Origin of the sequence: Hymenobacter sp. PAMC 26628, from assembly GCF_001562275.1 — a bacterium.
GTDB lineage: Bacteria > Bacteroidota > Bacteroidia > Cytophagales > Hymenobacteraceae > Hymenobacter.
On record NZ_CP014304.1, the window covers coordinates 4,438,263 to 4,459,177 of the forward strand.

Below are 20,915 nucleotides of genomic sequence, written 5' to 3' on the forward strand. Positions count from 1 at the left end.
GGCCCGGTTTCCTATCCCCTACCCCGCCCCGATGGCCGCTGCTGTTTCTTCTGCTTCCCTTGCCCGTACCGCGCCGCTGTGGCAGCGGGCGCTGCCGCACCTGCTGGCGGTGCTGTTCTTTATCGTGCTGGCCTGCGCCTACTTTGCGCCCATCGTGTTCGACGGCAAGTCGTTGGCCCAGCACGACATTGCCCAGTTCCAGGGCGGGGCCCAGGAGGTGCGCAACTGGGCCGCCACCCACGGCGGCCACGAGCCGCTGTGGACGAACTCCATGTTTTCGGGCATGCCCACCTACCTGATTTCGGTGCACTTCCCCGGCGATTTATCGGTGTACTTGCAGAAGGCCCTGACGCTGGGCCTGCCCTCGGCGGTGTCGAACCTGTTTTTGGCGCTGCTCTGCGGCTACGTGCTGGGCGTGGCGCTGGGGCTGCCGCCGCTGGTGGCGGTGGCGGGCGCGGTGGCGCTGGGCTTTTCGAGCTACAACCTGGCCATTTTGCTGGCCGGCCACAACACCAAGTCGTTTGCCCTGGCCTACGCGCCGCTGGTGCTGGGCGGGCTGCTCGTCACGTTCCGGCGCGACAAGTGGCTGGGGGCCGCGCTCTTCGCCGTGGGCCTCACGCTGAACCTGCGCGCCAACCACCCCCAAATTACTTATTACGTTGGGCTGCTGGTGGTTATTTACGGGATTGTGGAGCTGGTGGCGGCCGCCCGCGCCGGGCGCCTGCCGGCCTTTGGGCAGCGGGTGGCGCTGCTGGCCGTGGGGGCCCTGCTGGCGGTGGGCGTCAGTTTTGGCCGCCTCTACACCACGTATGAGTACAGCAAATTCAGCAACCGGGCCCCGTCGGAGCTGAAGACCTTGCCCGCCGCGCCCGGCCAGGCCCCGGCTGCCAGCGCTGCCCAACAGGATGAGGACTACGCCTTTGCCTACAGCTACGGCGTGGGCGAAACCATGACGCTGCTCGTGCCCAACTTCTACGGCGGCAGCAGCAGCATGGCCCTGGGCCCCGACTCGAACACCGCCCGCGAATTGAGCACGCTGGGCGCCGACCCGCAGGCCGCCTCCCAAATGCCGACCTACTGGGGCGACCAGGCCTACGTGGCGGGCCCCGTGTACATCGGCGTGGTGGTGTGCTTCCTGTTCGTGCTGGGCCTGTTCGTGGTGGACAAGCGCACCCGCTACTGGCTGCTGGCCGGCACGCTAGTCTCGTTCGTGCTGGCCTGGGGCAAAAACTTCGAATCAGTTAACAGCCTTATTTTCCACTACTTGCCCGGCTACCGCAGCTTTCGTGCCGTGAGCATGGGCCTGGTGATGGCGCAGCTGGCCATGCCGCTGCTGGCGGCGCTGGCCCTGGCGCGCATCCTGCGGCCGCGCGCGGCGGCGGTGCCCGTTAGCCCCCTGGGGGCCCCGGCGGCGCCCATGCACCCGGCCCTGGCCAAGGCGGCCCGCGCGGCGGCAGGGGCCCCGGCGGCGTTGCCTGGCGCGCCCGAAACCCAGGCGCGCCTGCGCCAGCTGCTCTACGCCGGGGCCGTGACGGCCGGGGTGCTGGCGCTGGCCTGGCTGGCCAGCTTCAGCTTCGATTTTGCCGCGCCCGTGGACGCCAGCCTCATGCAGGGGCCCCAGAACCCGGGTGGCTTTCCGGCCGCGCTCATCGGGGCCCTGCGCGCCGACCGCGCCGAGCTGCTGCGCAACGACGTGTGGCGCGGGCTGCTGTTTGTGGGCCTGGCGCTGGGCACGCTGTACTTCTACCTGAAGGGCAAGCTGGGCGCGGGCTCGGCCGCGGCGCTGGTGGCCCTGCTGGTATTGGTGGATCTGTGGAGCGTGGACAAGCGCTACTTGGGCGAGAAGAACTTCCAGCCCACCAGCATTGCCCAGAGCTTTGAACCCAGCGCGGCCGACCAAGCCGTGCTGCAAGACAAAGACCTGAGCTACCGGGTATTGAACATCCAAAACCCGTTCAACGAGGCCCAAACTTCGTACTTCCACAAGAGCATCGGCGGCTACCACGGGGCCAAGCTGCGCCGCTACCAGGATTTGGTGGAGCGCGAGATTTCGCCCGAGATGCAGGCGCTGTTTAGCCAAAACGGGGGCGACTTCCGACGCACGCCGGTGCTCAACATGCTGAACACCCGCTACTACCTGACGGGCAACGAGAAGCAGCCCGTCATCCGCAACCCCGGGGCCCTGGGCAACGCCTGGTTTGTGCGCGCGGTGAAAACCGTGGCCACGCCCGACGCCGAAATGGCCGCCCTCGCCACCCTCAACCCCGGCCAAACGGCGGTGGTCGACAACGTGAAATTCCCGGCCGTGCAGGCCGCCACCTACGCCGACACCACGGCTACCATCACCCTCACCACCTACGCCCCCGACGCGTTGAGCTACGGCTACAACGCCACCCAGCCGGGCACCGTGGTATTCTCGGAAGTATACTACGCCGACGGCTGGAACGCCTACCTCGACGGCCAGCCGGCCCCGTATTTCCGCGCCGATTTTGTGCTGCGCGCCATGCACGTGCCCGCCGGGGCCCACAAAATCGACTTCAAATTCGAGCCCAAAGAATACGCCACCGGCAACACCGTGTCGCTGGTATCCAGCATCGGCCTCGTGCTGGTGCTGCTGGGCACCGGCGCCTACGTAGCTAAGCGCAAGCCGGAAGACGCGGTATAGTTGAATCAAAAAGGCGGTCATGCTGAGCGCAGCCGAAGCATCTCTCCCGCAGCACTAATCAGTTGATATAGTAAGCGGGAGAGATGCTTCGGCTGCGCTCAGCATGACGGCCTTTTCATTTCTAGTAATCAATAGGTTGATTGAATTGACAATAGACTTAGCCAATTGTTAATTAGCCCCTTCCTCCAGGACCTGCCCGAGCCCGTGGCCACCGCCCGCGGCGTGCGCCTACTGCTCTGGCGCGACGACCTGGTGAGCCCCGATTTGCCCGGCAACAAGGCCCGTAAGCTCAAGTATAACTTGCTGGAGGCACGGCGCTTGGGCCACGGCCAGCTGCTCACGTTTGGCGGGGCCTATTCTAACCATTTGGCGGCGGTGGCGGCGGCCGGGCGGCTGCACGGCTTCGGCACCACGGGCCTGGTGCGGGGCGAGGCCGCCGGGGCCCCCAACCCCACCCTGGCCCGCTGCGCCGCCGACGGCATGGCCCTGCGCTACCTCGACCGTAGCACCTACCGCCGCCGAGCCGAGCCCGATTTCCTAGCCGAAATGCAAGCCCAATTCGGCCCCGCCTACCTGCTGCCCGAGGGCGGCACCAATGCGTTGGCCTTGAAAGGGATGGCCGAACTAGCGGCTGAAATTCGCCAGCAGATAGGTTTCGCTGCGCTGGCCGTGGCGGTGGGCACGGGCGGCACCCTGGCCGGCTTGCTCACCGGCTTGCGGGGCCCCGAAACGGCCGTGGGCGTGACCGCCCTGAAAAATGGTGGTTTCTTAAAAGACGACATCGACGCGCTGACGCGTGCGGCTACCGGGCAGGTTTTCGCCAATTACGCACTGGCCACGAACTACCATTTCGGCGGCTACGCCAAATACTCGGCGGATTTGCTGGCCTTTATCCGGCAGTTTGAGGACCGGCACGGTGTGCTGCTCGACCCCATTTACACCGGCAAGCTGTTGTTTGGGGTGCTGGATTTGATCGGACAAGGATACTTCGCGCCCGGCAGCACGGTAGTAGCGGTGCACACCGGCGGCTTGCAGGGCTGGGCCGGGTGGCACGCGCGCTTCGGCAGCGGGTGAACGGGTAAATAAAGGAATGAGTAGGAGTAGGCGCTAGTGCTTAGTCAGGGGAGTTTTTCGAACAAAAAGAGAGGCAGGTCGTTGCCGTTGAATGGGAAGACCACTCACACCATTTATCCTGTCATCGGCTGATCGCCTGACTATTGAAAGCTTAACGCGCAAAGGCCGGCACGCCGGGCGCACAGTCCAACGCGGGCGGATGCTGTTGCGGCTGGCTGATGGGGTGAGCGGCTACCCTGTCGGGGCTGAGTTGGGTTGCTGCGTGCAGACGGTATATCAGGTGCGCCGCCGCTACGTCGAGCAGGGGCTGGCCACGGCGCTCGGCGAGGCCCCGCGCAGCGGCGGTCCGCGGCGCTTTGACGGGGCGGCCCGCGCCGCGCTCACGGCCCTGGCCTGCACCCCGGCTCCGATAGGGCACAGTCGCTGGACCCTGCGCCTGCTGGCCGACAAAGCCGTAGAATCGTGCCTGGTGGACACCATTTCGCACGAAACCGTGAGCCAGGTGCTCAAAAAAACGAGCTACAGCCCCACCGCCAGCAACACTGGTGCCTGGGCGAAATGAACGCCGCCTTCCTGGCCCGTATGGAAGACGTACTGGCCGTCTATGAGCGGGTCCACGACCCGCAGTTTCCGGTGGTCTGTTTCGATGAACGCCCTTGCGTGCTGCACGGCCAGCCCGTCGAACCGCTGCCGCCTGTGCCGGCCCAGCCCGCAGTGGGCGAGCGACCCGCCAAAGTCGGCCGTCCCCGGCGCGAAAGCAGCACGTATGTGCGTCAGGGTACGGCCTGCCTACTGGCGGCCTTCGAGCCGGGCACGGGGCAGCGCCTGGTCGAGGTGTCGGCCCGCCGCACCGGGGCCGACTATTGCCGCTTTATGCAAGCGCTGGACGCTGCTTACCCCCAGGCCCAGAAAATCGTGCTAGTCCAGGACAACCTCAACACCCACACCGATGCCGTCTTCTACCAGCATCTGCCCGCCGCCCAGGCCCGCGCCCTAGCCGCCCGCTTCGAGGTCCACTACACACCCAAAAATGCCTCCTGGCTTAACATGGTCGAACTCGAACTATCGGCCATTGCCCGCCAGTGCCTGCACCAGCGCATTCCCACCCAAGACGAACTGCGCGCGCACGTCGACGCCTGCGTGGCGGAGCGCAATGCCCGGCGAGCAACCGTCAACTGGCAATTTTCGCTTGACAAGGCCCGACAGAAACTCTCCCGCCATTATCAAAAGGTTTGTGCAAATAATTCCCCTGACTAGGCACTAGGCCAGAAATTCATCCAGCACAGCCATTCTTCCATTCACCCATTCCTTCATTCACCCATTTTCCCATTCAACTTATCCACATTTCCCCAGCTTTTCCACACGCCCAGCGCGGCCAGGGCGAATACGAACGGCAGCACCGGCGCCAGGAAGCGCACGTCGTAGTCGTCCACGGTGAGCGAAACCACAGCTGCTTGCAGCAGCGGCACCCCAACTAGAAAAACCCGCGCCGGGGCCCACACGGCTTGCCACCGAGCCCCGCGCACGGCCAGGGCATACAGCGGCCACAGTAGCAGCACGCTCGCCAGGCGGTGGGCCAGCGAATAATAGGGCTTGATGCTGCTAAAAAACACGAATACCTTGCCCGCCATGAGCCGCGCCAGGAAGCCCGGATTGTGAGCCGCGAAGTAGCCCACCCGCGCCAGCTGGCCCGTGCCGGGCGGCGGCAGGTGCAGCGGAGCTGCCGGGTGCAGGGCCCAGGCCGCCGAACCGTACATCAGCTCGCCGCGCTGGTAAGTTTCTACCAGGAAGTACGTCACCAACTGATGGTCGAGCGCACGCAGCAGCAGGGGGGCCACGAGCACGCCGCCGCCCAGCGCAGCCCAGAACCAGGCCCGCCGCTGGGCGTGCAGCACGGCCAAGCCCGCCAGCACCGCTGCGCCCGCCACCACAAAGCCGTTGGGCCGCGCCAGGGCTGTTAGCCCCAGCAGCAGCAGCAGCAGCAGGGCCCCCGCCGGCCGGCCGCCGCGGCCCCGCAGCCGCACCAGGGCCCAAAACGAGAGCACCGAAAGGCTAATGAACAACGACTCGGTGAGCAGGTAGCTGTTGAATTGCTGCACATCCGGCCACACCACAAACAAGCCGGTGGCCAGGGCCGCCGCGCCGCGCCGCCCACCGGCCAGCCGCCGCACGGCCCCGTACAGCGCGCTGTCCGCCAGCCCCGAGAGCGCCATTTGCGCCAGCACAATGCCCCAGCGCCCGGTGCGCAGCCGCAGCCACACGCTTTGAAACCACGGGTAGAGAATGTAGCGCTGGCTGTGTTCGTACTCGAAATTGTTATTATCGCCCTCCTGCTGCGCCGTGGCGCCGGGCACCGTGGCGCTGGGCTGGTAGTGCCCGTGGGCCGCCACGTTGGCCGCGTATTCGAGGTAGAGGGCGCTGTCGCTGGCAAAGTGCGGGCCGTGGAACCGCGCCAAAAACGCCGCTTGCACCAGCAGCCACGCACCCACCAGCAGCAAGCGGTGGTGGGGCCCCCAGCGGCGAGCGGCGGCGGCAAAGACACGGCGTAAAGCGCGCACGAAAGAAGACATCGGCCAAAGCTACAAAGCCGCGCCACCGCCGGGCTCGGGGCCCTGGCCCCAACGGCGCGCCCCCGCCGCCGTATTCAAGTACCTATGAACCTCGTCCGTCTGATTCGCCGCCTTGTGCCGCTATTGTTTTTAGTGGCCTTGGGCTGGTTCCTGTGGAAGAAAATCGGTCCCGTGCTTGACAACAACCCGCTGGTGCCGGCGCCGCGCGTGACCGTGACCCACAACACGGTGCTTACGCAGGTGGAGGCCCTGGGCAAGCTGGAGCTGGTGCGCTACCGCTTCAAAGACGTGGTCGAGTACAAGCGCGCCAACCGCATTACCATCCTGCCCGACGCCAAGGTGGCCCTGATTGTGGCCGGCGAAGCCACCGGCTGCCTCGACCTGCGCAAAATCCGGCCCCAGGATGTGGTGCTGGAGGGCGACTCGGTGGTGCGCGTGTTTCTGCCCGCGCCCGAGCTGTGCAACTTCCAGGTGCGGCACGACCAGAGCCGGGTGTTCAGCACCGAAAATGGCTTTTTCCAGGACGCTGACCTGGTGGACCAGGGCTACAAGTACGCCGAGGCCCAGGTGCGCACCGCGGCGCTGCAATCGGGCATCCTGGCCGAAACCCAGCGCAACGCCCAGCAAATTCTGGGGCCCCTGCTGCACACCCTCACCGGGCGGCGCGTGGTGCTGGGGCAACGTATGGAGCTGCCCACGCTGGGCCGCAGGGGCTAATGTTTTGCTTTCACTTTTTTCCTTATTTTCTTATGAAGACCTTGCTAATGAGCGGCTTGCTGCTGGCCCTGGGGGCCCCGGCCGGGGCCCAGTCCCTGGCCAACATGCGCTGGCTGAACGCGCCCAAGCAAGCCACCGTCGCCGCCGGCAAGTTGCAGGTGCAGGTGGACGGCGGCACGGATTTCTGGCGCGTGACGCACTACGGCTTCATCCGCGACAACGGCCACTTTTATTACCAGGAGCAGGCCGGCGATTTCGTGGCCAAGGTGAAAATCACCGGCCACTACCGCGACCTCTACGACCAGGCGGGGCTGATGATTCGGCTCGACGCCAAGAACTGGATCAAAACCGGCATCGAGTACGTGAAAGGCGCGCAAAACGTGAGCGCCGTCGTCACGCGCGAGGTGTCCGACTGGTCGGTGGTACCCCGGCAGGACAGCCCGCCGGCCGTGTGGCTGACGCTGCTGCGCAAGGGCGACTACGTAGAAATCCAGTATTCTTTCGACAACAAAGACTTCAAAATGCTGCGGCTGGCCTACTTCCCGCCCACGCCCGGCCAGAAAGTGCAAATTGGCCTGATGTGCGCCGCACCCGACGGCAAAGGTTTTCCGGTCGAGTTCGAGGACTTTTCGGTGGCACCCGTGGCCGCCGCCAAGCCGGGCCCCGCGGCCAAATAGGGCCCCGGGCCGCCGCCGCCGAATAGTCCCAGGGCCCTGCTTGGCGGCGGGGCTACTCGGCAGCGGCTTCGGCGGCGGCGTGCTCGTCGAGGGCCATTTTGATCAGGTCCTGCTCGTAGCCTTTGCCGGTGAGGTAAACGCTTATTTTCTGGCGGCGCACGCGCGGGTTTTTCTCCTTTTCCTGGCGCGCCTTTTTTTCGAGCACGGCCAGCAGGTTTTGGTAATATTCCTCGCCGTCGATTTCCTTCATCCCCGACTTGATGCAGTATTCGCTGATGCCTTTCTGCTTGAGCTCTTGCACGATGCGGCGTCGGCCCCACTGCTTGTGGCGGTAGTGGCCGCGCACAAAAGCCTGGGCAAAACGCTCCTCGTCCAGCAGTTTTTCGCGGCTGAGGCGGATGATGATTTCGCCGGCTTCGTCCTCGTCGAGGCCGTAGGAGCGCAGCTTTTGCTCCACTTCTTTCTGGGTGCGCTCCTGATAAGCGCAGAAAGCGGCAATTTTTTGTAGGGCCTCGCCGGGCGTGTAGGCTTTGGGCGTTTTGTCGGTTTTGAACATGGGAAAGGGAGAAAGCGGGCCGCCCAGAACAGCCGGCGGGGCCGGATAATTGGCAAAGTGGTAAAATATTTTTCGCGGCTGCCCGTCAAGCCCCGGCGTGGGGCCCCGGCTACCCCGCGCGCCGCCGTAAAAAATTAATGGAAACTTTAAATCCGTTTAAAGTTTCCATAGTATCTTTGCGGTGTCGCTTATGGAAATCAAAGACCGCATCTTACAGCACGCCGGGGCCCTGTTCCTGCGCAACGGCATCAAAAGCGTGAGCATGGACGACATCGCCGCCGACCTGGCCATGTCGAAAAAAACGCTCTACAAAACCTTCACCAACAAAGACGATATCGTGGTCGGCGTTATCACCCGGCACCTGAGCCAGTCGCAGAGCGACTGCATGAGCGCCGCCACCCACGCGGCCGACGCGGTGCGGGAGATGCTCGACATTTCGCACTGGGCCGAGCAGCAGTTCAGCGGCATCCACCCGAGCATTTTCTACGACCTGCGCAAGTACCACCCGGCCGCCTGGGCCCTGTTTTCGGCCCACAAAAACACGTTCATCCTCGACCAAATCATTCGCAACCTGCGCCGCGGCATGGCCGAGGGCCTCTTCCGCGCCGACCTCGACGTGGACGTGCTGGCCCGCCTGAACCTGGCGCAGATTGAGCTCTCCTTTGACCGCGACCTCTACCCGCCCGCGCAGTTCGGGGCCATCCGGGTCAACCGCGTGTTCGACGAGCACTTCCTGCTGGGGGTGGCTACGCTCAAGGGCCACCGCCTCTTCAACCACTACCAACACATTACGGAGGACGAATAAGCGGCCTACCTCCGCCCCACACCCCTACCTTTTTTCACTGATGAACAAGACGTTGCAACGACCCCGGCGCTGGCTGGGGGCTGCCCTGCTGGGCCTGGCCCCGCTGGCGCTGCCGGCCCAAACGCCCCAGGGCCCCCCGCCCGTGCTGGGCACCGGCGGCCCGATGGCGCTGAGCCTGCCCCAGGCCATCCGCTACGCCGTGCAAACCAAGTCGAGCCTGCTGGCCACGCGCCTGGCCGAGCAAACGGCCGCCGCCAAGGTGGGCGAAATCAAGGCCCAGGGCCTGCCCCAGGTGACCGTGGGGGCCAACGTGGCCGATAACTTCAAGCTGCAAAAGAGCCTGTTCGACGCGAGCGCCTTTGGCGGCGGCGCGGGTGCGCTGAACGGCACCACGCTGACGCAGCGCGACATTGCGGCCGCCCAGGCGGGCCAGGCCGTGACCCTGACGCCGGCCTACGCCGCGCCCGTGGCGGTGCCGCCCCAGGCCATTGCCTTCGGCCTGCAGTACGCGGGCAACACGTCGGCCAACTTTTCGCAGCAGCTCTTCGACGGCTCGTACCTCATCGGCCTCAAGGCGGCCAAGGTGTACCAGGAGCTTTCGAAAAAGCAAACCCAGCAGGCCGAAATCGACGTGGTGGAGCAGGTGAGCAAGGCCTACTACAGCACGCTGGTAGCCCGCTCGCGCCTGGCGCTGCTGGCCCGCAACGTGCAGCGCCTCGACACGGTGCTCTACCAAACCAACCAGACGTTTAAGGCCGGCTTTGCCGAGAAGCTCGACGTGGACCGCCTGCGCGTGCAGCGCAACAACCTGGTGGTGGAGCAGCAGAAAGCCCAGCGCCTCACCGAGTTGAGCATTGCCTTGCTCAAGTTCCAGATGGGCCTGCCCCAGGCCCAGCCCGTGGTGCTGACCGACTCGCTGAACGCGGCCATCGTGGACGCCGGGGCCCTGCGCCAGCGCCTGGGTGTGGCCAGCTTCGGCACCGGCGGCGGCGCCGACGGCCTGGGGGCCCTGCCCACCCCGCCGGCCGGCACCGCCCCGGGGGCCCCGGCTCCCGCCCCGGGCCTCAACAACGGCCAGCCCGTGCAGGCCGACGCGGCCTTCAACTACAACAACCGCATCGAGTTCTCGACGCTGCAAACCCAGCAGGCCCTGGCCGGCCTCGACCTGCGCAACCGCACCGCCGGGGCCTACCCGCGCCTGAGCCTGACGGCGGCCTACGGCTTCACCGGCTCGGCCAAATCGGTGAACGACCTCTTTGCCTTCCGGGGCCCCGACTCGCGCAACGGCAACGGCCTTCCCAACCAGAACTGGTTCGGCTTCGGCAACGTGGGCCTGGCGCTGAACGTGCCGGTGTTCGACGGCTTCCGCCGCCACTACCAGGTGCAGCAGGCCCGCATCGCGCAGCAAACCATTGAGCGCGGCTTCGAAACTTTGCGCCAAAGCATTGACTTACAAGATGCGCAGAGCCGCACCACCCTCGTCAACGCCCTCGACGTGCTCGACAACCAGAAAGACAACTTGGCCCTGGCGGCCGACGTGGCCCGCGTAACGCGCATCAAGTTCAACGCCGGCGTGGGCTCGAACATTGAAGTCATCACGGCCGAAACCTCGCTCCGCGAGGCCCAAACCAACTACTACGCCGCCATCTACGACGTGCTGGTGGCCAAGGTGGACCGCGACAAGGCCACCGGCGAGCTGTACCAGCAAGCCAAATAATCCACGTCTCCATTCCGTTAGAAACAGCTACTCTCCATGCGCCTCGCTTTCTCCTATACTGCCCTCGCCGCTACGCTGCTACTCGCTTCCTGCGGCGGCTCGTCGTCGTCGAAAGACCCCAAGGCCGAGCTGGCCGCCCTGCAAAAGCAGCAGGCCGACACCGAGGCCAAAATTGCCGGCCTCAAAGCCCAAACTAAGGGCGCGGGCGCGGCCCAGCCGGCCACGCCGGTGTCGGCCACCGTCATCAAGCCCGCGGGCTTCAAGAGCTACCTCGAAGTGCAGGGCCGGGTTGATTTCACCCAAAACGCTACCGTGCCGGCCCGCATGGCCGGCACCCTCACCAGCGTGCGCGTGGTAAGCGGCGACCGGGTGGGGGCCGGCCAGGTGCTGGCCACGATTGATGCGAGCGTGCTCGACGCCAACGTGGCCGAGCTGCGCACCCGCCTCGACCTGGCCAAGGTGGTGTACCAGAAGCAGGCCGGCCTCTGGAAGCAGCAGATTGGCACCGAAATCCAGTACCTGACGGCCAAGAACAACTACGAGTCGCTGGAGCGCAGCTTGGCTTCCCTCAACCGGCAGCGGGCCATGTACCGCGTGGTGGCCCCCTTCAGCGGCACCGTGGACGAGGTGCTGCCCAAGCTGGGCGAGGCCGTGGCCCCGGGCGCGCCAGTGGTGCGCCTGCTCAGCGGCCAGGGCGGCAAAATCGTGGCCGATGTGTCGGAGAACTACGCCAGCAGCATCAAGGCCGGCAACGTGGCCCTGGTGAAGCTGCCCGACCTCGGCGACGAAGAGTTTCCGACCACGGTGCGCACTGTGAGCCGCGGCATTTCGGCCGTGAGCCGCACCTTCGCCGTCGAGCTGAAAGTGCCGGCCCGGTACGCCGGCCGCCTGCGCCCCAACCAGGTGGCGCAGGTACGCATCCAGAACTACGCCACCGCCAGCGTGCCCGTGCTGCCCGTGGACGCCGTGCAGAAAGACGAAACCAATTCGTTCGTGTACCTGGTGGTGGGCGGCAAAGCGACGAAGCGCGTCATCCAGACCGGTAAAACCTACAACGGCAAGGTAGAAATCTCCTCCGGGCTGAAGGCCGACGATAAAGTAATCACAGCCGGCTACCAAAACCTGAACGAAGGCCAGACGGTGAGCCTGTAGGGGCGGGGTTTGCCCTCGCCCACCGGTAGAACGACCGTGTGTTCGTTCCAGAAGTCGCTTTAGCTGATTTGTACAACGACGGGCGGAGCCCCCCGCACCCTACTACCATGCAAGAACTAGAAAAAGAATTCAAGCCCACCAGCTGGGCCATCGATAACCGAACGAGCATCTACATCATCACGGTTATCCTCACCATTGCCGGCCTCTTCACTTACGTGAAGCTGCAAAAGGAGAAGTTTCCCGACATCGTGGTGCCGCGCATCATCGTGAGCACCATCTACCCCGGCATCTCGCCGGCCGACATGGAAAACCTGGTCTCGCGCGTCATCGAGAAGGAGATTAAGTCGGTGAACGGGGTGAAGAAAATTAACTCCACTTCGAACCAGGACTACTCCATCATCGACGTCGAGTTCAACACCAACGTGAAGGTGGAGTACGCCAAGCAGCTCATCAAGGACGCCGTGGACAAGGCCCGCACCGACCTGCCCAACGACTTGCCCACCCCGCCCAACGTGAAGGAAGTAAGCTTCTCGGAGCTGCCCATCATGAACGTGAACCTGAGCGGCAACCTGCCCCTGGTAAAGCTCAAAAAGTACGCCGACGACATCCAGGACCAGATTGAGAGCCTGCCCGAAATCACCCGCGTCGACATCATTGGGGCCCTGGAGCAGCAAGTGAACGTGGACCTGGACCTGTACAAGATGCAGGCCGCGCACCTGAGCTTTGAGGACGTGGAGGGAGCCATCCAGCGCGAAAACCTGAACGTGAGCGGCGGCTCCGTGACCGTGGGCGGGCAGAAGCGCGCCGTGCGCGTGGCCGGCCAGTACGCCCGCGCCGCCGACATCGCCAACATCTTCGTCAACAACGCCGACAACAATCCCATCCGCATCGGCGACATTGCCACGGTGGAGGACGGCTTCAAGGACCGCGAGAGCTACGCCAGCCTCGCCGGCAAGCCCGCCATCACGCTGAACGTGGTGAAGCGCAGCGGCGAAAACCTGATTTCGGCCTCCGATAAAATCCGGGCCCTCATCAACCAGGACCAGCGCACTACGCTGCCCAAAAACCTGCGCGTGACCATCACCGGCGACAGCTCGAACGACACCCGCGTAACGCTGAACGACCTGATCAACACCATCATCATCGGCTTCATCCTGGTGACGCTGATTCTGATGTTTTTCATGGGCACCACCAACGCCCTGTTCGTGGGCCTGAGCGTGCCGCTGAGCATGTTCCTGGCCTTTCTGGTGCTGCCCATCCTGGGTTTTTCGCTGAACATGATTGTGCTCTTCAGCTTTCTGCTGGCCCTGGGCATCGTGGTCGACGACGCCATCGTGGTGATTGAGAACACCCACCGCATCCACCACGACCACCCCGAGCTGACGACCGAGAAGTCGGCCAAGTTTGCGGCCGGCGAGGTGTTCGTGCCCGTGCTGGCCGGCACGCTCACCACCGTGGCCCCGTTCGTGCCGCTGGCCTTCTGGCCGGGCCTCATCGGCTCGTTCATGTACTACCTGCCGATTACGCTGATCGTGACGCTGCTCTCGTCGCTCATCGTAGCCTTCTTCATCAACCCGGTGTTTGCCGTCACGTTCATGCAGCGCGAAGACCACGGCCATGCTGACAGCAAGCGCCCCCCGCTCACGCCCAAGTTTCTGGGCTGGATGGGGGCCCTGGTGGCCATCGCCGTCATCGGCTATCTCGTGGGCTCGCCCTTCACAGGCAACCTGCTGCTGACCCTGGTTTTCTTCATTTTCCTGAACCGCTACGTGCTGAACCGGGGCATTGCCTACTTCCAGACGCGGATGCTGCCGGCCTTCCAGAACGCCTACGCCCGCCTCGTGGCCTGGGCCGTGCACGGCTCGTTCTGGCGGCAAGGCAGCATCATGTTCGGGATGCTGGTGCTGCTCGTGCTCTCGGGCGTGGCCGTGGGCGTGCGCAAGCCCAAGGTGGAATTCTTCCCCTCCGGCGACCCCAAGTTCATCTACACTTACCTGAAAATGCCGGTGGGCACGGCCGTGGAAGTGACCGACAGCGTGACGCGCATCCTCGAAAAGCGGGTGTACGGCGTCATCGGCCAGAACAACCCCGACGTGGAGTCGGTCATCAGCAACGTGGCCATCGGGGCCAACGACCCGCAGGAGCAAACCGGGGCCGCGCAGTCGAACCTGGGCAAGGTGGCCGTGGCCTTCAAGGAGCTGAGCGACCGCACCGGGCCCAAAACCCGCACCTACATGACGAAAATCCGGGAGGTGGTGAAGGGCATTCCGGGGGCCGAAGTAACCGTGGACCAGGAAAGCAGCGGCCCGCCCCAGCAGAAGGAAATCGCCATTGAAGTATCCGGCGACGACTACCAGCAGCTGGCCAAGCTCAGCAAGCGCGTGTTCCACTACGTGGACTCGCTGCAAATTCCCGGCGTGGAGCGCCTGCACTCCGACCTGGAGGACGCCAACCCGGAAATTGCTCTGCGCGTGGACCGCGAGCGGGCCAACCGCGAGGGCATTAGCACGGCCCAGGTGGGCACGCTGGCCCGCACGGCCATCTTCGGCCGCGAGAGCAGCAAGTTCAAAACATCGGACGACGACTACGACATCCAGGTGCGCTACGCCGACAAGTACCGCAAAAACGTGGATGCCCTGATGGACGCGCCCCTCACCTTCCGCACCAACCGCGGCACGCTGCGCCAAGTCCCAATTTCGGCCGTAGCCGACTTGCAGTACGGCACCACCTACGGGGCCATTAAGCGCAAGGGGCTAAAGAAGATCATCACCATCAGCTCCAACGTGCTCACCAGCCAGGGCTACACCGGGGCCGGCGTGGTGCCCCAGATTTCCCAGGCCCTCACCCGCTTCCGGGTGCCCGACGGCTACACCGTGAAGATGGGCGGAGCGGCCGAAGACCAGAAGGAAACCTCCGACTTCCTGGTGGTGGCCCTGGTGCTGGCCATCGGCCTGATTTTCATGATCCTCGTCACCCAGTTCAATTCGCTCTCCAAGCCGCTCATCATCCTCTCCGAAATCATTTTCTCGGTAATTGGGGTGCTGTTTGGATACGCCTTCACGGGCATGACGATTTCCATCGTGATGACGGGCGTGGGCATCCTGGCCCTGGCCGGCATCGTGGTGAAAAACGGCATCCTGCTCATCGAATTCACCGACATCCTGCGCAGCCAGGGCATGGCCTTGCGCCCGGCCCTCATCGAGGCCGGCCGCACCCGCCTCAACCCCGTGATTCTGACGGCCACCGCGGCCATCCTGGGCCTCATCCCGCTGGCCATCGGCCTGAACGTGAACTTCTACGAGCTGTTCAATTCCGGCCACCCGCACTTCTTCATCGGCGGCGAGTCGGTGGTGTTCTGGGGGCCCCTGGCCTGGACCATCATTTTCGGGCTCTCGTTCGCCACGATTGTGACCCTGCTGGTGGTCCCGGTCATGTACCTGATTACCGAGTCCGTCAAAGCGAAAGTAAAGGGCACCAACCCCGATTCTATCGCTTCCGAAGCCCACGCCGCTACCCGCGAGGAAGTGGACGCGGCCACACCGGCGGTACTGGCCTAAAAATTGCACCAAGCTTTTTGTGCTTCACCCGGTTAAAAAACGCATTCCGCCGGTTCTCTGCGCCGGCGGAATGCGTTTCCGGTCGCTTTGCCGTTGGGCTTTTCGCTCTGGCCCCGCTTTTTCTCCCATTCTTCCAGCCTGCTCTGCAACAACATGTACTTGTCCGCCGCCGCCGCCCACCCCGCTGCTTCCATTGAGCAGCAAGTCTTCCGCATCATCAGCAAGCGCAAGGCCATCCGGGCATCGCGCGTGCGCAAAACCGCCAGCCTGGCCCGCGACCTGCGCTTCGACACGGTAGACGTGGTGGACATCATCCTCGAGTTGGAACGCAACTTCCACATCATCATCCCCGACGAAGTGCCCCTCTACACGGTGGGCGACTTCGTGCGGTTTGTGCGCGAGCACGCCGCCGCCTAAGCACCCCAACGCCCGGCGCGGCCCCCAATAAAAAGGCCCCGAAACGTATGTTTCGGGGCCTTTTTATTGGGGGCCGCGCCGGGCGCAATGAGGGGCCCTAGCGCACGTTGCCGCCGGTGGCCACGGTGCCGTGGCTGGCGTCGCGGCTGCTGTCGGTGGTGGTGGCGGCCACGTCGGGGCGCGGAGCGTGGGAGCCCTCGGGCGTCGGCGTAGTGCCGGCATACTTGGCCGACTCCGGCGCGGGCACGAAGTTTTCGTGGGCGGCCGGGGCGGCGTGGGTCGTCACGTCCTGCGGGCGGGTCGTTTCCCACTCGTGGAACTTGTCAATCTCGGTTTTGATGGTGAGCGAGAACCACGCCACCAAGGCCACGTCGTCGATCAGGCCCAGCACCGGAATAAAGTCGGGGATAAGGTCGATGGGGCTAATGAAGTAGATGAGCACGGCCACCGCCGCCAGCAGCGTGCTAGACGGCACGCCCGTGTAGTCGCCGGCCACGGAGGCGCGGATGAGGCGAAACAACGATTGCAGCGTCGTCCAGGCCTCGTGGGCCAAGCCGCCCAACTCATTCTTCTGCTGGGCCTTGGTGTAGGCGTCGGTCAGCAGCTTGCGCAGCAGCGTGGGCTGCTGGATGTATTTTTCGGCCTTGCCCAGGAATTTTTTGAAAAGGGCCGAGCCGGCCACGTCGGCGCCAGAGGGGGGGGTACGAGCATCCATAAGAATCAGAAAAGATAAGCCGGGGCCCCAGCGGGGCCCCCATAGGCGTTATACCGTTTGCGCGGGGGCGGGGTTTAACTGCCCGGCCGCAGGGGCCCAAAAAAGCCCCGCACGGGGTGCGGGGCTGTTATTATTTCGGGGGTGGGGAGCCGGCCGGGGCCCTACTGCTGGGCCGCGGCCGGGGCATCGGCGGCGCTGGCCACGGCTTCGGCCAGCACGGCGGCGTCGGCGCGGGCGGCGGCGGGTACGCGGCCGGCGGCGTAGAAGTTGCGGTGGTAGTAATCCTCGTTGAGCGAGCTAACACGCACGCCACCGCTGCACGCCGAGTGAGCAAATTTGCCGTCTTTCAGGTAAATACCTACGTGGTAGATGGCCCCTTTGCCGTGGCGAAAGAACACCAAGTCACCGGTTTGCATGTCGGCCTTGGCCACGTGCTGCACGGCCCCAAACATGGAGCGCGAGCTGCGCTGCAGCACAATGCCGTACACCTCGTTGAACACCCGCGTCACAAAGCCCGAGCAGTCGGTGCCGTGGCGCGAGTTGGCCCCGAAGCGGTAAGGCGTCCCGATCCAATCCGTCACGGTCTGGAGCAGGCCTTTGTTTTCGGTGTGGGCCAGCGTCAGGCCCAGCGTCTGGGCGTAGTAGCCGTAGGCAAGCGAGTCGCGAACTGCGGCCATTTCGGGCGTGGTGGGGGGCACAGGCAGCGCCACCGGGTTCGTCATCAGGCCCGAAAGCAGCGATGCTTCGGCCACGGCCGGCGCATCGAGGGCGCGGGGCGTGAGCGAAGCATCGGGGGTGCGCTCAAAGCAAAACGAAAGGACCAGGGAAGCGGCGGCGAGGAAATAGAGCAGGCTGTTTTTCATTATCCGTCGAAGTGGGTGGGGTAAACCCGGGGTTCGCAAGGGGGCGGAACGACCGGCAGGAAGCGTTTCTTGGGCGATAGGCAAGGCCGCAAGCGGCCAGAAATCAGGGAGTAAAGCGAACCGGCGTGGTGATTAATTGTGAAATAGCACCACCGCACCGCCGGGTAAAACTAAGGCAAACTTTCGGTAGTGCCGACCTACAATAACGAATAACTACTCATTTTATTAATAATGTCATGTTTTAACAAAAAATAATCATGCATTTGCTTGTAACCGGCCATAATTATGCACCGTATATGGCGCTCCCCAAATTTTTGATTATTTCCCGATGACCGATGCTCCACTCCGCACCTGGGTGCACTCGCCGCTGGCCCGTATTGCCCGACTCGTGCTGGGCGGCAACGCCCGCGTGGCCATGGTCATCGGGGGGACGGTGCACCTGAGTGGGGCTAGCCGCGCCGAGTTTTTGGCCGACCCCGAGTGGGTGGCTCACGAGCGGGTGCACCTGCGCCAGTACCGCGAACAAGGCTTGCTGCCCTTCCTCTACCGCTACCTGGCCGAGTCGGCGCGGGTGGGCTACTACAACAATAAGTACGAGGTGGAAGCGCGCGAAGAAGCCCGGCGCGTGGTGCTGGCCCAACGCGCGGGCGGGGGCCCCACACAGCCATAAAAAATGCCCCGGCCAAACCGACCGGGGCGCTTTATACTATTCTACTTTATACTATTCTATTTAATGACGGCTGCTGGCCTACAGTTGCGCTAGCCGACCGCCGTCGACGACCAGCGTGGTGCCGTTGATGAAATTGGCTTCGGGCGAGGCCAGAAAGCAGATGGCAGCAGCCAACTCGTTGGGCGTGCCCACCTGGCCGGTCACTTCTTCGGTACCGTTCAAGATGTTGGGGTTGTCCCAAAGCATGGGCGTATCGACGGCCCCCGGGGCCACGGCGTTGATGCGGGCGTGGCCGTACGGGATTTCGAGGCTGAGGCCGCGCACAAACGCCTCAATGGCGCCCTTGCTGGCGGCGTAGGGCACCACGTTGGGGGTGGTTTGGAAGGCGTGTACCGAGCTCACGGCCACGATGGCCCCGCCTTTCATGTGGGGCAGGCACAGCTGGCAAAGCCGAAACAGGGCCCGCAGGTTCACGTTCAGCACGCCGTCCCAGTCGGCGGGGTCCATCTGCAGGATGGGCTTGAAGGTCATCACGGCCGCGTCGTTGATCAGCACGTCGATGCGGTTCCACTTGGCCAGGGTTTTCTCCACGGCGGCCACCAGGTTGGCGTCGATGCCCACGTCGGCCTTAATGAACATGGCCTGCCCACCGGCTTTCTCAATCTCGTCTATCAACGACTTCCCCTCCTGCACATTGCGGCCCAGGGCGGCCACGCACCCGCCCTCGCGGGCCAGCTGCAAGGCTGTGGCGCGCCCAATGCCCGAAGTGGCCCCGGTGACGAAACAGACTTTATTATTAAAACGACCCATTACAAAAGTAAAAACTTGATAAGTAGCGCGAAGCGGCAAAAGCCGGCAGCAGAACCGCTGAGCCGGCGTACTGTTCAGCCCGTGGCCCGAAAACCTACGCGCCGGGGCAACTTCCTACCGCTGATTTGCGAATAACTACGCCTTACCTGAACCCTACCCTTTCATCTTTTTTGCCATTCCCATGCGCTCCACCCCGCACCAAGACCCCGACGCCGCCGCCCCCAACGCCGCTGCTGACGCCGCCGAAACCGTTGCTACTAAAGCTACCGACGCCGCTGACACTGTTGCTGCTAAAGCCACCGATGCTGCCAATACCGTTGCTGCTAAAGCTACTGACGCCGCCGACGCCGCTACCCAAAAGCTGGACGACGCCGTAGCCCAAGGCAAGGAATGGCTGCAAAGCTTTGATATTCAGCAACTGCTGGAGCAAATCCCGCAGCCCGTGCGGGACCTGGGGGCCCAAGTAGTCGAGCGAGTGCGCCGCCTCAGCCCCACCCAGCAAATTGTGGGCGGAGCCGTACTGGCCTTCGGCGTGGGCCTGCTGGCTACGCAAAGCAGCCGCAAGGACCGCCACGCTGACGCCAAAGCCGGCAAAAAATACCGCGCCAAGTACGATTAACCCCGCGGGGCCCCTGAGCCCCAAACAAAAAGCCCCCGGCAACTGCGTTGCCGGGGGCTTTTTGTTTGGCAATGAGCCTCTTATTGGACTCGAACCAACGACCTGCTCATTACGAATGAGCTGCTCTACCAACTGAGCTAAAGAGGCATTTCCCGGTGGCCAATTGCCACTTGGGAGCGCAAAGATAAGGCGTTGACCGAAAAAACCAGGTTTCAGGGCCCACATTTTTTCGGACCCGGCTGGGCTCAGCGGCCGTGGCCGTACCAGGCGTTGTAGCGGCGCACCACCTGCGGCAGGGCCCGGGGCGGGTAGCGGCCGGCGCGCAGGTCGTCGGCCAAGGCGGGCCAATCGGCGAAATACTCGGCGGCCCGGGGCCGGAAGTTCCACCAGTACGTGCCCACCAAGGCGCCCGTGCCGGTGCGCAGCAGCACGTCGCGGAAGAACGAGTTACCGCCCCGGATGGGCATGTAGCGCTCGTAGGCCTGCACCCGCCCGGCCTGTAGCACCCGCAGCAGGGCCCCCAGCCGCAGCCGCGAAATGGGAAACAGCGCGGCCCGCTGGCCCGCCGCCAGTACCACGGGTGCCGAGGCCAGCTCGGGGCCGCAGTTGCGGTAGCGCACCGTGTCGGAGCCCTGCACGTAGCCGTAGGCCACCACCTCGGCATCGGTCAGGCGCAGGGGCTTGGTGCTGGTGGCGTGCAGCGGAATAAATTTCACAAACTGCTGCTGCTCAAAGTCACTGGTCAGGTGCACGGCCCCGCGCAGGCTGTCGCCGTTGGCCAGCACCACGTAGCCGGGACACACGCGCTGGGCTTGCGCGGCGGCAGCCGGCAGCAGGCCGGCCAGCAACATACTCCAAAATAAGTGGCGCATAACCGAATATTTAAGCGGTAATTACGACTCTACCCCGGGCGGACCACGCGGGGGTTAAACCAAATATACACCCACCTTCGTTATGGTACCAATGGGCCCCAACGCCCCGTTTCCTACCTTCGCGTATGTCTTTCTGGCTGATTCTGCTGCTCTCGTTTTTCTTCATCCGCTACATCCTGCCCAACCTGATGCGGGCGGCCCTGAGCGGCTTCGTGCGCCAGCAGGTGCACAAGGCCCAGCAGCAAGGCGGAGGCCCCTTCGGACCAATGAACGGTGGGCCGTTTGGGCCCCAGGGCCCCCCGCCGCCCGCCGGCCCGCCGCCCGCCCCCGGCCAGGTGCACGTCGACTACGTGCCGCCCACCGCCAGCACACCCCGCACGGGCACTGACCGCATAGGCGAATACGTTGATTTTGAGGAAGTAAAGTAGCAGTGCCGGTGTGCCCAGGCTGTCCGCTTTT

Annotated in this window: 19 protein-coding genes, 1 tRNA gene and 1 pseudogene; 14 read left to right on the forward strand and 7 right to left on the reverse strand. The window is 64.3% G+C overall.

Features of this window, described 5'->3' with window-relative positions; translation table 11 throughout:
* Window positions 1-31: 31 nt before the first annotated feature.
* The 4 genes from AXW84_RS19185 to AXW84_RS26600 all read left to right on the forward strand — a co-directional run bounded on the left by AXW84_RS19185 (window position 32) and on the right by AXW84_RS26600 (window position 4,996).
* Window positions 32-2,665, forward strand: a complete 2,634-nt coding sequence (locus AXW84_RS19185; protein ID WP_068237018.1) for a hypothetical protein — start codon at window positions 32-34, stop codon at window positions 2,663-2,665.
* A 165-nt stretch (window positions 2,666-2,830) separates the two neighbouring features.
* Window positions 2,831-3,739 (forward strand): 1-aminocyclopropane-1-carboxylate deaminase/D-cysteine desulfhydrase, encoded by a 909-nt coding sequence (locus AXW84_RS19190; RefSeq protein ID WP_236943172.1) that lies wholly within the window; start codon window positions 2,831-2,833, stop codon window positions 3,737-3,739.
* A gap of 199 nt (window positions 3,740-3,938) precedes the next feature.
* Window positions 3,939-4,301 (forward strand): helix-turn-helix domain-containing protein, encoded by a 363-nt coding sequence (locus AXW84_RS26595; protein ID WP_442905548.1) that lies wholly within the window; start codon window positions 3,939-3,941, stop codon window positions 4,299-4,301.
* The gene (locus AXW84_RS26600; RefSeq protein WP_082773711.1) at window positions 4,298-4,996 is read left to right on the forward strand and encodes an IS630 family transposase; all 699 of its coding nucleotides are present in this window, start codon (window positions 4,298-4,300) and stop codon (window positions 4,994-4,996) included. The genes AXW84_RS26595 and AXW84_RS26600 overlap by 4 nt, the downstream gene beginning before the upstream one ends.
* Window positions 4,997-5,049: 53 nt before the next feature.
* Here the strand turns inward: AXW84_RS26600 and AXW84_RS19205 are convergent, their stop codons facing one another.
* Window positions 5,050-6,309: a hypothetical protein gene (locus tag AXW84_RS19205; protein ID WP_068237022.1), complete on the reverse strand. Its 1,260-nt coding sequence runs from the start codon at window positions 6,307-6,309 to the stop codon at window positions 5,050-5,052.
* A gap of 84 nt (window positions 6,310-6,393) precedes the next feature.
* On the opposite strand from AXW84_RS19205, the gene AXW84_RS19210 reads away from it, so the two are divergent.
* Window positions 6,394-7,026 carry a DUF4230 domain-containing protein gene (locus AXW84_RS19210; RefSeq protein WP_068237026.1) on the forward strand — a complete coding sequence of 211 codons (633 nt, stop codon included), beginning with the start codon at window positions 6,394-6,396 and terminating at the stop codon, window positions 7,024-7,026.
* 32 nt (window positions 7,027-7,058) lie between these two features.
* Complete coding sequence (locus AXW84_RS19215) at window positions 7,059-7,703, forward strand: DUF1349 domain-containing protein (protein WP_236943173.1); 645 nt, start codon at window positions 7,059-7,061, stop codon at window positions 7,701-7,703.
* A gap of 52 nt (window positions 7,704-7,755) precedes the next feature.
* On the opposite strand, the gene AXW84_RS19220 is transcribed toward AXW84_RS19215, so the two are convergent.
* The gene (locus AXW84_RS19220) at window positions 7,756-8,259 is read right to left on the reverse strand and encodes a regulatory protein RecX (protein WP_068237029.1); all 504 of its coding nucleotides are present in this window, start codon (window positions 8,257-8,259) and stop codon (window positions 7,756-7,758) included.
* 190 nt (window positions 8,260-8,449) lie between these two features.
* Here AXW84_RS19220 and AXW84_RS19225 point away from each other — a divergent pair, with 190 nt between their 5' ends.
* The 5 genes from AXW84_RS19225 to AXW84_RS19245 all read left to right on the forward strand — a co-directional run bounded on the left by AXW84_RS19225 (window position 8,450) and on the right by AXW84_RS19245 (window position 15,907).
* A complete protein-coding gene (locus AXW84_RS19225) occupies window positions 8,450-9,064 on the forward strand; it encodes a TetR/AcrR family transcriptional regulator (RefSeq protein ID WP_068237033.1) in 615 nt (204 codons plus the stop codon).
* A 40-nt stretch (window positions 9,065-9,104) separates the two neighbouring features.
* The gene (locus AXW84_RS19230; protein ID WP_068237034.1) at window positions 9,105-10,781 is read left to right on the forward strand and encodes a TolC family protein; all 1,677 of its coding nucleotides are present in this window, start codon (window positions 9,105-9,107) and stop codon (window positions 10,779-10,781) included.
* 36 nt (window positions 10,782-10,817) lie between these two features.
* On the forward strand, window positions 10,818-11,933 hold the full coding sequence (locus AXW84_RS19235; protein WP_068237037.1) for an efflux RND transporter periplasmic adaptor subunit: 1,116 nt from the start codon (window positions 10,818-10,820) through the stop codon (window positions 11,931-11,933).
* Window positions 11,934-12,040: 107 nt separating this feature from the next.
* A complete protein-coding gene (locus AXW84_RS19240; protein ID WP_068239765.1) occupies window positions 12,041-15,490 on the forward strand; it encodes an efflux RND transporter permease subunit in 3,450 nt (1,149 codons plus the stop codon).
* 93 nt (window positions 15,491-15,583) lie between these two features.
* Window positions 15,584-15,907, forward strand: coding sequence for an acyl carrier protein (locus AXW84_RS19245; protein ID WP_236943174.1), 324 nt, complete (start codon window positions 15,584-15,586; stop codon window positions 15,905-15,907).
* A 358-nt stretch (window positions 15,908-16,265) separates the two neighbouring features.
* Here AXW84_RS19245 and AXW84_RS26605 read toward each other — a convergent pair.
* Window positions 16,266-16,367, reverse strand: a pseudogene (locus tag AXW84_RS26605) (YkvA family protein); the annotation flags it as partial.
* Between the two features lie 416 nt (window positions 16,368-16,783).
* Window positions 16,784-17,485, reverse strand: coding sequence for a C40 family peptidase (locus AXW84_RS19255; RefSeq protein WP_071892327.1), 702 nt, complete (start codon window positions 17,483-17,485; stop codon window positions 16,784-16,786).
* A gap of 328 nt (window positions 17,486-17,813) precedes the next feature.
* Between AXW84_RS19255 and AXW84_RS19260 the strand changes: the two genes are divergently transcribed.
* Entirely contained in the window at window positions 17,814-18,155 is a 342-nt protein-coding gene (locus tag AXW84_RS19260; protein ID WP_068237043.1) for a hypothetical protein, read from the forward strand.
* A gap of 78 nt (window positions 18,156-18,233) precedes the next feature.
* On the opposite strand, the gene AXW84_RS19265 is transcribed toward AXW84_RS19260, so the two are convergent.
* A complete protein-coding gene (locus tag AXW84_RS19265; protein WP_068237048.1) occupies window positions 18,234-18,965 on the reverse strand; it encodes an SDR family NAD(P)-dependent oxidoreductase in 732 nt (243 codons plus the stop codon).
* Between the two features lie 181 nt (window positions 18,966-19,146).
* Here AXW84_RS19265 and AXW84_RS19270 point away from each other — a divergent pair, with 181 nt between their 5' ends.
* Window positions 19,147-19,584, forward strand: a complete 438-nt coding sequence (locus AXW84_RS19270; RefSeq protein WP_068237051.1) for a hypothetical protein — start codon at window positions 19,147-19,149, stop codon at window positions 19,582-19,584.
* 74 nt (window positions 19,585-19,658) lie between these two features.
* Here AXW84_RS19270 and AXW84_RS19275 read toward each other — a convergent pair.
* Window positions 19,659-19,731: transfer RNA gene (locus AXW84_RS19275), tRNA-Thr, on the reverse strand.
* Window positions 19,732-19,829: 98 nt separating this feature from the next.
* Window positions 19,830-20,456, reverse strand: coding sequence for a hypothetical protein (locus AXW84_RS19280; protein ID WP_157887129.1), 627 nt, complete (start codon window positions 20,454-20,456; stop codon window positions 19,830-19,832).
* A 125-nt stretch (window positions 20,457-20,581) separates the two neighbouring features.
* Between AXW84_RS19280 and AXW84_RS19285 the strand changes: the two genes are divergently transcribed.
* On the forward strand, window positions 20,582-20,884 hold the full coding sequence (locus AXW84_RS19285) for a hypothetical protein (protein ID WP_068237058.1): 303 nt from the start codon (window positions 20,582-20,584) through the stop codon (window positions 20,882-20,884).
* Window positions 20,885-20,915 lie beyond the last annotated feature (31 nt).